Raw genomic sequence first — 13,283 nt, 5'->3', positions numbered from 1 at the left:
GCATGACCGGTCCCGACGCCCCGTTTCTCCGTACCCTGTGCAGCCTGCGCTGGCTTGCCGTAGGCGGCCAGGCCGCCACCATCCTGGTCGCCACCTGGGTGTTGGGGCTGCCGTTGCCGCAGCTTCCACTGTGGGCCGGCGTGGCGGTGCTGGCCCTGTTCAACATCTACACCCAGCTGCGTCCGGAAGCAGCCGACACCGCGCCGCTGACCGCGTTCGGCCACATCCTGGTGGACGTGATCATCCTGACCTGGATGGTGGGCTGGAGTGGCGGCATGGCCAATCCGTTCAGTTCGCTGTTCCTGATCCTGATCGCACTGGCCGCATTCGCCCTGCCCCTGCGCTGGGCGCTGGCGGTGGCACTGGCCTGCCTGCTCGGCTACGCCAGCAGCGGCATCTTCGGCCAGCCCCTGCCGGACGGCTACTTCCGCGCACAGGACCTCAACCGCTGGGGCGTGGTCGCCAACTTCCTGATTTCTGCCGCAGTGGTGTTGGCCTTCTCCACCCGGCTGGCGCTGGCGCTGCGCCAGCGCGAACTGGAGCTGTCGGCACTGCGCGAACGCTTCGCCCGCAACGAAGGCATCGTCGCCCTGGCCACCCATGCCGCTTCGGTGGCGCATGAACTGAACACACTGCTGGCGACCATGACCCTGCTCGCCGACGACGTGGCCGAGCGCAGTGAAGAACCGGAAGTACGCGAGGACATGGAAACGCTGCGCGAGCTGCTGGTGCAGTGCCGCGAGCGCGTGCTGGCGCTGGCTGCACCTGCCTCGGCCGATGCGCCCGGACGCAGCCATTCCAGCGCCCAGCAGGTGCTCGAGCAGTGGCGCCTGGTGCGTCCGACCATCGATCTGCACCGCAACGACGATGCACCGCTGCGGCTGCCGCTTGATCCGGGCGTGGGCCACCTGCTGATGGTCCTGCTCAACAATGCCGCCGATGCCGGCGAACAGGCCGGCCGGCCGCGCGTGGACCTGGACCTGCGCATCGAAGGCGACGACCTGATCGGCGAAGTCCGCGACTACGGCCACGGCTTCAATGCCCGCGCCGCGGTACTGCCGGGCAAGCTGTTCGGCAGCAGCAAGAGTGAAGGCATGGGCGTCGGCCTGGCCCTGTCCCATGCCACGATCGAACGCCTCGACGGCGAGATGTGGATGCGCCCGGCCCAGGGGGCCGGCAGCCGCGTCGGCTTCCGCCTGCCGCTGGCCCCACGCGAGGAAACCCCATGAGCGCCTCAACCCTCGGCCTGCTGGTCGACGACGACGAACTGTATCTGCGCACCCTGCAGCGCAGCCTGGCCCGCAAGGGGCTTGAAACGCAGACCGCGCAGGATGCGGCCAGCGCGCTGGCATTGGCCCGCCAGCACCCGCCGGCGTTCGCCCTGATCGACCTGAAGCTGGGCAGCGACTCCGGCCTGGCGCTGATCCAGCCGTTACGTGCCCTGCGCGCGGACATGCGGATCCTGCTGGTCACCGGCTACGCCAGCATCGCCACCGCGGTGGAAGCGATCAAGCTCGGGGCCGACGACTATCTGCCAAAGCCGGCCACGGTCCCGATGATCCTGCGCGCTCTGGGCGAGGAGGATGACGGCCCGGCCGACGATGGCGAAATGGAAGTGCCCGACGCGATGACGCCGATCAGCCGCCTGCAGTGGGAACACATCCAGCAGGCGATGCACGAAACCGGCGGCAATGTCTCGGCGGCCGCACGCCTGCTCGGCATGCACCGGCGTTCGCTGCAGCGCAAGCTGGCCAAGCGGCCGAGCCCGGAACGCGACCCGAGCCGGTGAGACGCCACGCCGTCCACCGGTAGTGCCGGCCGCTGGCCGGCAACCCCATGAACGGCGGGCGCATCGCCGGAATGCCGGCCAGCGGCCGGCACTACCAGGGCATCAGCGCTTCAACTGCGCCAGGATCTCGCGGGTCATCGGATCGGCAACCGCCACATCCTCGCCCTGCAGCGCCGGCAACAGGCCACTGGCCAGCTGCTTGCCCAGTTCAACACCGAACTGGTCGAAGGCATTGATGTTCCAGATCACCGACTGCACGTACACCGCGTGTTCGTACATGGCGATCAACGCGCCCAGCGCCTGCGGGGTCAGCGCGTCGAGCAGGATCAGCGTACTCGGGCGGCCCCCCGGATAATCGCGGTGCGGATCATCGCTGCTCTGGCCATTGGCCAGCGCTTCGGTCTGCGCCAGCAGGTTGGCCAGCAACGCCTGGTGATTGATCGTGTACGGATCATCGTTGTGCACGCAGCCGATGAAATCGGCCGGAACGATGCTGGTGCCCTGGTGCAGCGCCTGGAAGAAACTGTGCTGCACGTCGGTACCTGCCCCGCCCCACCACACCGGCACGGTATCGGTGGTGACCGGCTGGCCGTCACGCTGCACGCGCTTGCCCAGGCTTTCCATCACCAGCTGCTGCAGGTAGGCCGGCAACAGCGCCAGGCGCTGGTCGTAGGTCATCACCGCATGCGTGGCATGACCCAGCAGGTTGCGGTTCCAGATGTCGGTCAGGCCGTGCAGCACCGGCAGATTGCGCTCCAGCGGCGCATCCAGTGCATGCGCATCCATCTGCGCAGCACCTTCCAGCAGCTGCTCGAAACGCTCGAAACCAATGGCCAGCGCGATCGGGAAACCAACCGCCGACCACAGCGAATAACGGCCCCCCCACCCAGTCCCACATCGGCAGCACGCGATCGGCGGCAATGGCGAACGCCTTGGCCGCACGTTCCGGATTGGCGCTGACCGCGTACAGGCGCTCGCTGCCACCCAGCCAGTCGTGCAGGATCTGGCCGTTGAGAAGGGTTTCCTGGGTGCCGAAGGTCTTGGAGATCAGGATGCCAGCGGTCCTGGCCGGATCCAGCGTAGCCAGCGTGCGCTGCATGGCGGCGCCGTCCACATTCGACACGAAATGCACACGCAGGCGCGCACCGCTGACCGGGCGCAGCGCATCGGCGACCAGGCGCGGACCGAGATCGGAACCGCCGATGCCGACGCTGACCACGTCGGTGACGCCGCTGTCTTCCAGCGCGCGCACCAGCACGCCCATGCGCTGGCGGATTTCGCGCGCGGTGGCATAGGCCTTGGCGGCAACCGGCGCATCAACCACGTCGCCGCGCAGTGCGGTGTGCAGTGCGGCGCGACCTTCGGTCAGATTCACCTGCTCACCACGGAACAGGCGCGTGATGGCACCGCCGACATCACGTTCGGCGGCCAAAGCCAGCAATGCCTGCAACGCCGCGGCATCGTATTTCTGCCGGGCGAAATTGACGTACAACGGACCGACCCGCAGCGCCAGGTCCTGCACGCGGCCGGGCTCGGCGGCGAGAAGGCTGGGGATGCTTGCGCCCTTCAGGCGCTGGGCGTGGGAATGCAGCGAGTCGAATCCGTTGTTCGTTGTCATGCGGCCTGGGTCGGGATCGTGTCGTTGGTGTGGGTGATCTGGTTCTTGCCATCAACGTACACCAGCTTCGGCTTGAAGCTGTCGGCTTCCTGCTCGGTCATGCTGGCGAACGCGGCAATGATGATGATGTCACCAACCTGCACGTGGCGCGCAGCGCCACCGTTGAGCGAGACAACGCCGCTGCCGGCTTCGGCGCGGATGGCATAGGTCGAGAAGCGCGCACCATTGGTCACGTCCCAGATGTGCACCTGCTCGAACTCGCGGATGCCGGTGGCAGCCAGCAGGTTGTCATCGATGGCGATCGAGCCTTCGTAGTTCAGCTCGGAATGGGTGACGGTGGCGCGGTGGATCTTGGTCTTGAGCAGGGACAGGTGCATGGGGGCGCTGCAACGGCAAAGGAAAGAGCGGATTCTAGCACCCGCTTGGCCATCGTCAGGGGGCGGCTGCAGGACGCTGAAGGCCGTTCAGGCGCCCTCGCCCGGCGGCGGCGGCGCGGCATGCCCGGAACTGCCCTCCAGTGACAGCCGGAACACCGTATGGAAGGCCAGCCCGGCGACCAGGCCGAAGCCCCCCGCAGCCAGCACCTGCAGGGCGTAGCTGATCACGTCGAAGGTGTCGACATAGCGCAGGCGCTGCAGCAGTGGACCATTGTCCGCGCCCGGCCAGGCGCAGGTGGCCATGGCCAGCGCGCCCAGCCCGAAACCGACCAGCAGGAAACCCACCCGGCGCAGGCGTTGCTGAGACTGCTGGATCAACGCCATCGGCAGCAGCACGGCAATCGCGTTGCAGGCCGCCAGCACGAACATCAGCCCCCCGCCGGTGAGCGCAGGTACCGGCGTGCGCGTGAACTCGAGTGCGAACAACAGGCCGCCGAACAGCTGGGCCGGCAACATGCCTGCCGCCAGCACCGCCAGGATCGAGGCCTGGGCGAGGCGACCCGCCTCAGTGTTCGGTTCTTTCATTTCCAGTCTCCCGTCCGTGGGATGGCGAGAGGCGCCCCGTGGGGGCGCCCGGGAGCCAGGTGCGGCTCAGAATTCCAGGTTGTCGATCAGGCGTGTCGTGCCCAGGCGCGCGGCGATCAGCGCCACGCGGCCGCCGCCGTCGAAGGTCGGTTCGGCCAGCTCAGGGGTGCGCAGCACCGCGTAATCGACCTGGAAACCGGCCGCCTGCAATGCCGCCGTGGCGTCGGCCTCGATGCGATCACGTGCCTGCCCGGCCACGTAGCCTTCGCGCATTCCCAGCAGAGTGCGGTGGATGCTGGTCGCGACCGGGCGCTGATCGGCACTCAGGTACTGGTTGCGCGAACTCTTGGCCAGGCCATCCTCGTCGCGCACGATGTCAGCACCGACGATCTGGATCGGGAACGACAGCTCGGCCACCATCTGCCGGATCACCGCCAGCTGCTGGTAGTCCTTGCGGCCGAACACGGCCACGTCCGGCTGCACCTGCAGGAACAGGCGCGCCACCACCGTGCAGACGCCATCGAAGTGTCCCGGTCGGCTGGCGCCTTCCAGCACTTCACTGACGCCGGGCGCGTGCATCTGCGTGGTCTTGTCCACGCCCAGCGGATACATCGCCTCGACGCTGGGCAGCCACACCGCATCGCAGCCGGCCTGCTCCAGCCCGGCCACGTCGGCCTCGGGCGTGCGCGGGTAGCGGCTGAAGTCCTCGTTCGGCCCGAACTGGGTCGGGTTGACGAAGATGCTGGCCACCACCCTGTCGGCGTACTGGCGGGCCAGGGTCACCAGCGAATGGTGGCCACCATGCAGGTTGCCCATGGTCGGCACCAGCGCCACGCGCAGGCCCTCGCGCTTCCACTGGGCGATCTGCCCGCGCAGTGCGCCGAGCTCGTTGAAGGTCTGGATCATTGGGCGTAGGCGTGCTGTTCGTCGGGGAAGCTGCCGTCGCGCACAGCGTCGGCATAGGCGCGGGTGGCACCGGCCACCGAACCGCCTTCGGCAAGGAAATCCTTGACGAATTTGGGACGGCGATGGCCACTGTCCAGGCCGAGGAAATCGTGCAGCACAAGCACCTGGCCATCGCACCGGGGGCCGGCACCGATGCCGATGGTCGGCACATCCACCGCCGCGGTCACTTCCGCAGCGACCGGGGTCGGCACGCATTCGAGCACCATGATGCTGGCGCCTGCGGCCGCCACGGCCTTGGCATCCTCCACCAGCTGGCGCGCGGCATCGCCACGCCCCTGGATCTTGAAGCCGCCCAGGCGCAGCACCGACTGCGGGGTCAGGCCCAGATGCGCGCAGACCGGAATCTCGCGCTCGACCAGGTAGCGGATGATGTCGACCTTGAAACCGGCACCTTCGATCTTGACCATCTCGGCACCGGCCTGCAGCAGCTGCAGCGAGGCATCCAGCGCGCGTTCCGGGGTGGCATCGGCGCCGAACGGCAGGTCGGCCACCAGCAGTGCACGCTGCAGCACGCGGGCCACGGCGCGAGTGTGGTAGACCATGTCGGCCACGGTCACCGGCAGGGTCGAATCATGGCCCTGCACGACCATGCCCAGCGAATCGCCTATCAGGATCAGGTCGATGCCATTGGCATCGAAGGTGCGGGCGAAGCCAGCGTCGTAGGCGGTCAACATGACCAGCTTCTGGCCATTGCGCTTGGCCTCGGCCAGGGCGGGAACGGTCCAGGGCTTGCTGTCTGCGTGGGTGCTCATGTGCTGATAACCGGGGGAGATAACCCGGGCATTATCACCCTATCGGCGCGATCCCGCAGGCATCCACCCGCATCACTGCATCCCGCACGCGGCCATGCCCGGGAATGGCCAGATCCGGCGCGATTTCGGCCAGCGGCACCAACACGAAGGCGCGCTCGTGCATGTAGGGATGCGGCACCTGCAGGCCGGGCAGGTCAAGCACCTGAGCGCCATACAGCAGCAGGTCCAGGTCCAGCGCGCGCGGCCCCCAGTGCACCGCCGCATCACGTACGCGCCCAAAGCGCTGCTCCAGCGCCAGCATCGCCTGCAGCAGTCCATCGGCAGCCAGTGAGGTTTCGACCGCGGCCACCGCGTTGACGAACGGTGGCTGGTCTTCATTGCCCCAGGCCGGCGTTGCGTACAGGCGCGAGGCCTGCAGCACACGCGTCCCGGGCAGGCCGTCCAGCGCGGTGATCGCCGCGCCGACAGTCGTGGCCGCATCGCCGAGATTGGCGCCGAGGCCGATCCACGCAGGCGTCATGGCTTATTCGCCAGCCGCACCGGCCGAGGCACCCGGACGGCGACGACGACGGCGACGCTTGCGCGGTGCTCCGTTCTCGTCATCGCCCTCTTCGCTGTGCATCGCATCCAGCGACGATTCCAACTCGCGGCCGGACTGGGCCTGTGCCTCACGCCAGAATTCAACATCGGCAGCGTGCTCGGCCGAGGCCACCTGGCGCAGGCTGAGGAAGTCGAACGCCGCGCGGAAGCGCGGGTGGGTGAGCGTACGGAACACGCGCTTGCGCTGGCGAGAGCCGAAGCGCGACTGCAGCAGCCAGATTTCCTGCATCGGCAGCGAGAAGCGGCGCGGCAATGCGATGGTGCTCAGCTGCTGCACGGTCACACGGTCGGCAGCACGACGCTGTGCCTCCTCCGGCGCCACGCCCTGCTTGAGCAGGGTCGCCTGCGCGCGGCAGAACGCAGGCCACAGCAGCAGCGCGAACAGGAACGCCGGCGAGACCGGCTCGTCGTTGGCCACGCGTGCATCGGTGTTGGCCAGGCCCTCGACCAGCATGCGGCGCAGCGCGCCGGTGCGGTTGGACTTCAGCGCCTTTGCGCTTTCCGGGAACAATACGTCCAGCAGACCGTAACGCTCCAGGCCTTCGAAGCTGGCCACGCCGTGCCCGGACAGGAACAGCTTCAGCACTTCCTCGAACAGGCGTGCCGGTGCGGCTTCGTTGAGCAGGCCGGCCAGCTGCGGGATCGGCGCGGCGGTGCCCTCTTCGATCTGGAAGCCGAGCTTGGCCGCCAGGCGCACGGCGCGCAGCATGCGCACCGGGTCTTCCTGGTAGCGCTGCACCGGGTCGCCGATGAGCTTCATCAGGCGCGCCTGCACGTCTTCGAAGCCGCCGGTGTAGTCACGCACCGAGAAATCCTCGATGGCGTAGTACAGGGCGTTGCAGGTGAAGTCGCGGCGGACGGCGTCGTCTTCGATGGTGCCGTACACGTTGTCGCGCACGAGCATGCCGTTTTCCATCTCGCGGTCGCCGCTGCCGTCATCGCTGTTGGCGCGGAAGGTGGCGACTTCGATGATCTCGCGGCCGAACACAACGTGGGCGAGGCGGAAGCGGCGGCCGATCAGGCGGCAGTTGCGGAACAGCTGCTTGACCTGTTCGGGCGTGGCGTCGGTGGCCACGTCGAAATCCTTGGGTTGGCCATTGACCAGCAGGTCGCGCACCGCGCCGCCGACAAGGTAGGCGCCGAAGCCGGCATCGCGCAGGCGATAAAGCACGCGCAGGGCGTTCGGGCTGATGTCCTTGCGGGAGATCGTGTGCTGGTCGCGCGGGATGACGCGCAGGCTGAACGGTGATGGAGCAGAGGAAATGATGTTGGCGCTTCCGGTTGAAGTTTCGGGATTGCCCAATGGCATCGAGGTGCATATACTAGCGCTCCTGCCTCGGCAGCGACACAGTTACGCTCCCTTCGTCTAGTGGTTAGGACGTGGCCCTCTCAAGGCTAAAACAGGGGTTCGAGTCCCCTAGGGAGCGCCAGTCGCCGCAGCAGGAACCGAAAAAGCCCGCCTTGTGCGGGCTTTTCTGTTGTCCGGGGTTTGCAATGGCATCGATCGGTTTGGTCGCTTTGGCGCCTGCCTTTTCCTGCGTTTGAGGGGGCCGGCCACCCTGGCCTGGACACGCAAAAGCCCATCCATGGCGCCATCGAGCCCCCATGGATGGGTTTACGGCGTGTCCTGGATCGGCTGGCCTGCCACCTCCCCGCAGAACAGGGAGGCGCTGAAACACAGGCCGGCCGTCAGCCTTCCATCTGCTCCAGCTCCTTGCCCTTGGTCTCGCGCACGTAGCGGACCACGAAGAAGATCGAAAGGATGGCCGCCACCGTATAGATGCCATAGGCACCGGCCAGGCCGATGCCGGCCAGCAGCATCGGGAAGGTCACGGTGATCGCGAAATTCGAGGTCCACTGCGCCGCACCGGCAACGGCCAGCGCCGGGCCGCGGATCTGGTTGGGGAACATCTCGCCCAGCATCACCCACATCACCGGGCCCCAGGACATGTTGAAGAACACCACGTAGACATTGGCCGCGACCAGCGCCAGCCGGCCCATGCCATCGGACAGCTGCAGGCGACCGTCGGCAAGACTGCCACTGGCGAAAGCGACCACCATCAGCACCAGCGCCACCGACATGCCGACCGAACCGATCCACAGCAGCGGCCTGCGCCCGATGCGGTCGATCAACAGCACCGTCAGCAGGCAGGCGCCGATGCTCAATGCACCGGACAGCACGTTGATCAGCAGCGCGTCACTTTCCGAGAAGCCGACCGCCTGCCACAGCACTGCGCCGTAGTAGAACACCACGTTGATGCCGACCAGCTGCTGGAACATCGCCAGGCCGATGCCGACCCAGAGGATCGGGCGCAGCTTGCCGGTGACCTTGTCGCGCAGGTCGGCGAAGCGTGGCTTGTGCTGGTCCTGGGCCAGGCTGGCCTCGATCTCGGCCAGCTTGGTCGCAGCCGTGCCCTCACCATACAGGCGCGACAGCACCGCCCTCGCCTGCTCCGGGCGCCCCTTCACGACCAGGAAGCGCGGGCTTTCGGGAATCACCAGCAACAGCAGCAGGAACAGCCCCGAGGGCAGCGCCTGCATCCAGAACATCCAGCGCCAGGCCTCCTGGCCCAGCCACAACGGCTCGGTCGAGGCCCCGGCGGCGCGGGCCAGCAGGTAGTTGCTGAGGAACGCCGCGAACAGGCCGCAGATGATCGCCATCTGCTGCACGGTGGCCAGACGCCCGCGATAGCGCGCCGAGGCCACTTCAGCGATGTAGGCCGGCGACATCACGCTCGCCGCCCCCACCGCGAAGCCGCCAAGCACGCGTGCAGCAATGAACAGCCAGGAGGCGTGGGCGGCACCGGCGCCCAGCGCCGAAACCAGGAACATCAGCGCCGACACGATCAGCACGCCACGACGGCCCAGGCGATCCCCCAGCCAGCCGGCCAGGAAGGCACCGATGGCGCACCCCAGCAGCATCGAAGCGACTTCGAAACCGAGCGCCGCCTCGCTGGAGTTGAAGGCCTGGCGAAGGCCGTCGACCGTGCCATTGATGACACCACTGTCGAAGCCGAACAGGAATCCACCGAGGGTGGCCACGCAGCTGATCAGGACGATGAATGCAGTGTTCTCACCGCCGTGGGGCGCGGTGCTGGGCTGGGCTTGGGACATGGACGATCCTGCTGGGAAGGGAGTCCGGCCACGGCGGGTGACCGATCGCCCCGCAGCGTCGCACAGGCCCTGCCCTGCCGCCAATGACCGCCACGGCCGCGCCTGCCAGACGCCCGATTTCCGCTCTGCGCCGACACCGGAGGCCAACCTGTTCTAGAATTGGCGGGTTCAGGAATCGATCCACCCCCAGCCCATGCCCTTTGTCGTCACCGAAAACTGCATCAAGTGCAAACACACCGATTGCGTGGAAGTATGCCCCGTGGATTGCTTCCACGAAGGCCCGAACTTCCTGGTGATCGACCCGGATGAGTGCATCGACTGCACCCTCTGCGAGCCGGAGTGCCCGGTCAATGCGATCTTCCCGGAGGACGATGTCCCCGCCGGCCAGGAAGGCTTCGTCGCGCTCAACGCCGAACTGGCGAAGGAGTGGCCGGTGCTGACCGTGCGCAAGGACCCGCCCGCCGACGCCGGCGAGTGGGATGGCAAGCCGGACAAGCTGAAGCTGCTGGAGCGCTGAGAAGCGCCCGCTGCGACAACGGAAAAGGGCGCCCATGGCGCCCTTTTCTGTTCTCGGTAGGTGCCAACCTTGGTTGGCACAGAAGTGCCGACCAAGGTCGGCCTCTACCCGGGCAGGTGCGGGCCTGGGCCCACGCCCACCCGACCGGCCTTACTGGGCCAGCTTCGCCTTCAGCGCGGCGATCAGCTTCACCGGCGCTTCGGCGGTGGCCGGCAGGCCACGCGGGTCGACCGCGGAGATGTAGGCGCCAGCATCGACGGCCACCACGCGGACCAGGAAGTTGCTGCCTTCGTAGGCCACGTCGTACGAACCGAGCAGCTGGGCGCGGCTGGCGATGGTCACGCCCTCCACGCCTTCCAGCGCGGTACCGACCTTGGCGAAGGCTTCATCCTTGCCGCCGGCAATGGTGAAACCGGTGTTGCCAACGGCCGGAGCCGCGGCTGCCGGTGCTGCCGGCTTGGTGGCCGAAACCAGCGCCGGCACCTTGTTGTCACCGGTGGTGGCCGGCAGGTTCAGGTCCGGCGGCACTTCCAGCGGGCGCATTTCCGGGGCCAGGGCGTAGTCGCCCTTGACGCCACGCTTGAAGCAACCGGTGGTGCCGGCCGCAACAGCTACAGCAAGCAGGGCGTAGGACAGCACGCGGACAGTGGAAACGGATTGACGCATGTGAATCTCCTGGGTCAGACCAAGACGAAAGGTCAGTGGCTGGAAAGGGCTTCGAGGGCGGCGATGTCGCCGGCAAGATGGTCGGCGGCCGCATGGTGCGGCGCCGACAGCGGCAGCAGCGGCAGGCGCAGGTCGTGGCCGATGCCGATGCGGCGCAGCAGCGCCTTGACCGGAATCGGGTTCGGCTCGACACCGCAGAAGTCATGGAACGGCTGCAGGCGCGCGTCCCAGGACCCGGTGGCTTCATGGTCGTGGGCGGCGGCCAGCTCACACATCCGGCGGTAAGCGCCCGGAAGCACATTGGATCCGACCGAGATCAGACCATCGACGCCGGCCTGGATCGACCGTGCCGCCGTGCCGTCGTCGCCGCTGAGCACGGCGAACTGCGGGCTGCGCAGGGCCAGCAGCGCCTGCACCCGGCCGGTGTCGCCCACCGCCTCCTTGATGCCGACGATGTTGGGATGGCTGGCCAGCTCGGCCACGGTCTCCGGCTGCATGTCGCAACCGGTGCGGCCTGGCACGTTGTACAGCACGACAGGCAGCCCGCCCTGGTCGGCGACCGCGCGGTAGTGCGCGATCAGGCCAGCCTGGGTCGGCCGCACGTAAGGCGGGGTGACCACCAGCGCATGGCTGGCGCCGAGCGCGGCGGCACGGCGGGTCTGTTCGATGGTCTTGGCGGTGCCCGACAGGCCGGTACCGGCCATGACCGGGATGCGGCCGCCGATGCGCTCGACCGCGCTGGCGAGCAGCAGGTCGTACTCGGCATCGGTGAGCGTTGCCGCCTCGCCGGTCGAGCCGGCAACGACAACGCCATGGACGCGACCTTCCAGTTGCAGGTGCAGCAGGCGCTGCCAACCGTCGGGATCGAGGGCGCCGTCGGCCCGGAACGGGGTCGCCAGCGCGGTGATGAGGCCGGAAAGGGACAAGGACGTGCTGCTCTTGGCTGGAAAGGGAAAACGCCCGCCACGAAAGGCCGGGGGCGACCTGAATGTTACTTGCGGCGCGAAAGCACGGGCAAGTATGCTGGACACCGGTGGATCCCCGCCTCTGGCGGGCATTCAGACTAACGCATGCATTACCCGGAATCGCCTTGACCGACACCACCCCGCGCCCCGCGCCGAGCGAAAACCACCTCCTGATCAACGCCTATACGACGCATCCGGAGTCCCCCCTGCTGTCCGTCACCCGCCGCATTGCCGACAGCGGCTGCAATCTGGTGGACGCACGCCTGGCCACGGTCGGTCGCGATGTCTCGGTCACCGCCCTGGCCACCGGCTCATGGGACTCGGTGGCCAAGCTGGAAGCGATGCTGACCCGGCTCGAGCGCGAGGAAGGCCTGAAGCTGGTCTGGTACCGCACCGCCGCCAAGCAGGCGCAGTCCAACCTGCTGCCGTACATCGTCGAGGTGATCGCCGCCGACAAGCCGGGCATCCTGTTCCAGCTGGCCGATTTCTTCGACCGCCAGGGCATCACCATCGAGAACCTGCAGAGCACGCGCTACCGCGCCATGCAGACCGGTGCGGAGATGTTCAGCGCGCAGGTCACCATCGGCGTGCCGGCCAACATGCACATCGCCGCGCTGCGCGACGATTTCCTCGAGTTCTGCGACCACCTGAACCTGGACGCGATCATGGACCCGATGAAATTCTGATCGGACGTGCGGATTTTCGCGCGCCTCTCACGGGCGCGTGGCGTTTCATGCAATTGTCGTAGAAACACCCCAGGCTCGACAGAAGGACCTCATGAACAACGGCGATACCCTGGACAGCACCACCCTCTCCCTGCCGCTGGCACTGTCCGGTGGCGACCAGGCCACCCTCGGCAACTATGCCGGCCAGTGGCTGGTGCTGTACTTCTATCCCAAGGACAGCACCCCAGGCTGTACCACCGAAGGCATCGACTTCAACGCCCTGCTTCCGAAGTTCAAGAAGGCTGGTGCGGTCGTGCTCGGCGTCTCTCGCGACTCGGTGAAGTCGCACGACAACTTCTGTGCCAAGCAGGGCTTCAGCTTCCCGCTGGTCAGCGATGGCGACGAAGCGCTGTGCACCGCCTTCGACGTGATCAAGATGAAGAACATGTACGGCAAGCAGGTACGTGGCATCGAACGCAGCACCTTCCTGATTTCCCCCGACAGCCGCATCGTGCAGTCCTGGCGCAAGGTCAAGGTTGCCGGCCATGCCGATGCCGTTCTCGCCGAACTGAAGGCCTCCCAGTCCAAGTGAGTCCCACTGCCTACTGTGTCTGCCATCACCCTGCCCTGCAGCAGGCCGTGGTGGTTTTTCCCTGTCCGTAACCAGGA

General features: G+C 67.3%; 14 protein-coding genes, 1 tRNA gene and 1 pseudogene. 6 read left to right on the top strand and 10 right to left on the bottom strand.

The genetic code is table 11. From position 1 onward, the window contains the following. Positions 1-2 precede the first annotated feature (2 nt). Positions 3-1,229: an ATP-binding protein gene (locus tag EZ304_RS17560; RefSeq protein ID WP_142807718.1), complete on the top strand. Its 1,227-nt coding sequence runs from the start codon at positions 3-5 to the stop codon at positions 1,227-1,229. Further along, on the top strand, positions 1,226-1,789 hold the full coding sequence (locus EZ304_RS17555) for a response regulator transcription factor (RefSeq protein WP_005409063.1): 564 nt from the start codon (positions 1,226-1,228) through the stop codon (positions 1,787-1,789). Before EZ304_RS17560 ends, EZ304_RS17555 begins: the two co-directional genes overlap by 4 nt. A gap of 102 nt (positions 1,790-1,891) precedes the next feature. On the opposite strand, the pseudogene pgi reads toward EZ304_RS17555, so the two are convergent. The 7 genes and pseudogenes from pgi to pcnB all read right to left on the bottom strand — a co-directional run bounded on the left by pgi (position 1,892) and on the right by pcnB (position 7,990). After that, a pseudogene (gene pgi, locus EZ304_RS17550) lies at positions 1,892-3,407 on the bottom strand (glucose-6-phosphate isomerase). Then, positions 3,404-3,784, bottom strand: a complete 381-nt coding sequence (gene panD, locus EZ304_RS17545) for an aspartate 1-decarboxylase (protein ID WP_005409061.1) — start codon at positions 3,782-3,784, stop codon at positions 3,404-3,406. Before panD ends, pgi begins: the two are co-directional and overlap by 4 nt. Positions 3,785-3,871: 87 nt before the next feature. Next, positions 3,872-4,369, bottom strand: coding sequence for a hypothetical protein (locus EZ304_RS17540; protein ID WP_142807717.1), 498 nt, complete (start codon positions 4,367-4,369; stop codon positions 3,872-3,874). A 66-nt stretch (positions 4,370-4,435) separates the two neighbouring features. After that, complete coding sequence (gene panC / locus EZ304_RS17535) at positions 4,436-5,275, bottom strand: pantoate--beta-alanine ligase (protein WP_099554257.1); 840 nt, start codon at positions 5,273-5,275, stop codon at positions 4,436-4,438. After that, entirely contained in the window at positions 5,272-6,087 is an 816-nt protein-coding gene (panB, locus tag EZ304_RS17530; RefSeq protein WP_099554258.1) for a 3-methyl-2-oxobutanoate hydroxymethyltransferase, read from the bottom strand. The genes panC and panB overlap by 4 nt, the downstream gene beginning before the upstream one ends. Positions 6,088-6,121: 34 nt before the next feature. Next, positions 6,122-6,607 carry a 2-amino-4-hydroxy-6-hydroxymethyldihydropteridine diphosphokinase gene (gene folK, locus EZ304_RS17525; RefSeq protein WP_099554261.1) on the bottom strand — a complete coding sequence of 162 codons (486 nt, stop codon included), beginning with the start codon at positions 6,605-6,607 and terminating at the stop codon, positions 6,122-6,124. Between the two features lie 3 nt (positions 6,608-6,610). Then, a complete protein-coding gene (pcnB, locus tag EZ304_RS17520; RefSeq protein WP_099554321.1) occupies positions 6,611-7,990 on the bottom strand; it encodes a polynucleotide adenylyltransferase PcnB in 1,380 nt (459 codons plus the stop codon). Between the two features lie 52 nt (positions 7,991-8,042). On the opposite strand from pcnB, the gene EZ304_RS17515 reads away from it, so the two are divergent. Beyond that, positions 8,043-8,117: transfer RNA gene (locus EZ304_RS17515), tRNA-Glu, on the top strand. A gap of 259 nt (positions 8,118-8,376) precedes the next feature. Here EZ304_RS17515 and EZ304_RS17510 read toward each other — a convergent pair. Then, positions 8,377-9,801, bottom strand: coding sequence for a sugar porter family MFS transporter (locus tag EZ304_RS17510; RefSeq protein ID WP_099554263.1), 1,425 nt, complete (start codon positions 9,799-9,801; stop codon positions 8,377-8,379). A gap of 193 nt (positions 9,802-9,994) precedes the next feature. Between EZ304_RS17510 and fdxA the strand changes: the two genes are divergently transcribed. Then, on the top strand, positions 9,995-10,318 hold the full coding sequence (fdxA, locus tag EZ304_RS17505; RefSeq protein WP_005409054.1) for a ferredoxin FdxA: 324 nt from the start codon (positions 9,995-9,997) through the stop codon (positions 10,316-10,318). 150 nt (positions 10,319-10,468) lie between these two features. Here fdxA and EZ304_RS17500 read toward each other — a convergent pair whose 3' ends face one another. Both EZ304_RS17500 and dapA read right to left on the bottom strand, forming a co-directional pair. Then, positions 10,469-10,984, bottom strand: a complete 516-nt coding sequence (locus tag EZ304_RS17500) for a hypothetical protein (protein WP_005409053.1) — start codon at positions 10,982-10,984, stop codon at positions 10,469-10,471. A 32-nt stretch (positions 10,985-11,016) separates the two neighbouring features. Next, complete coding sequence (gene dapA, locus EZ304_RS17495; protein ID WP_111202489.1) at positions 11,017-11,910, bottom strand: 4-hydroxy-tetrahydrodipicolinate synthase; 894 nt, start codon at positions 11,908-11,910, stop codon at positions 11,017-11,019. 164 nt (positions 11,911-12,074) lie between these two features. Between dapA and EZ304_RS17490 the strand changes: the two genes are divergently transcribed. Together EZ304_RS17490 and EZ304_RS17485 are read left to right on the top strand one after the other, a co-directional pair. Next, positions 12,075-12,635: a glycine cleavage system protein R gene (locus EZ304_RS17490; protein WP_005409051.1), complete on the top strand. Its 561-nt coding sequence runs from the start codon at positions 12,075-12,077 to the stop codon at positions 12,633-12,635. Positions 12,636-12,726: 91 nt separating this feature from the next. Beyond that, the gene (locus EZ304_RS17485) at positions 12,727-13,206 is read left to right on the top strand and encodes a peroxiredoxin (protein ID WP_142807716.1); all 480 of its coding nucleotides are present in this window, start codon (positions 12,727-12,729) and stop codon (positions 13,204-13,206) included. Positions 13,207-13,283: the final 77 nt, after the last annotated feature.

The organism is Stenotrophomonas maltophilia (genome assembly GCF_006974125.1).
GTDB lineage: Bacteria > Pseudomonadota > Gammaproteobacteria > Xanthomonadales > Xanthomonadaceae > Stenotrophomonas > Stenotrophomonas maltophilia_O.
Note: the sequence above shows the minus strand (reverse complement) of the source record. Positions and strands in the feature narration are given on the sequence as shown.

Bases quoted from the DNA above. Each gene is read 5' to 3' on its own strand.
- EZ304_RS17560 (WP_142807718.1), top strand. From the start codon at position 3: ATGACCGGTCCCGACGCCCCGTTTCTCCGTACCCTGTGCAGCCTGCGC.
- EZ304_RS17555 (WP_005409063.1), top strand. From the start codon at position 1,226: ATGAGCGCCTCAACCCTCGGCCTGCTGGTCGACGACGACGAACTGTAT.
- panD (WP_005409061.1), bottom strand. From the start codon at position 3,784: ATGCACCTGTCCCTGCTCAAGACCAAGATCCACCGCGCCACCGTCACC.
- EZ304_RS17540 (WP_142807717.1), bottom strand. From the start codon at position 4,369: ATGAAAGAACCGAACACTGAGGCGGGTCGCCTCGCCCAGGCCTCGATC.
- panC (WP_099554257.1), bottom strand. From the start codon at position 5,275: ATGATCCAGACCTTCAACGAGCTCGGCGCACTGCGCGGGCAGATCGCC.
- panB (WP_099554258.1), bottom strand. From the start codon at position 6,087: ATGAGCACCCACGCAGACAGCAAGCCCTGGACCGTTCCCGCCCTGGCC.
- folK (WP_099554261.1), bottom strand. From the start codon at position 6,607: ATGACGCCTGCGTGGATCGGCCTCGGCGCCAATCTCGGCGATGCGGCC.
- EZ304_RS17510 (WP_099554263.1), bottom strand. From the start codon at position 9,801: ATGTCCCAAGCCCAGCCCAGCACCGCGCCCCACGGCGGTGAGAACACT.
- fdxA (WP_005409054.1), top strand. From the start codon at position 9,995: ATGCCCTTTGTCGTCACCGAAAACTGCATCAAGTGCAAACACACCGAT.
- EZ304_RS17500 (WP_005409053.1), bottom strand. From the start codon at position 10,984: ATGCGTCAATCCGTTTCCACTGTCCGCGTGCTGTCCTACGCCCTGCTT.
- EZ304_RS17485 (WP_142807716.1), top strand. From the start codon at position 12,727: ATGAACAACGGCGATACCCTGGACAGCACCACCCTCTCCCTGCCGCTG.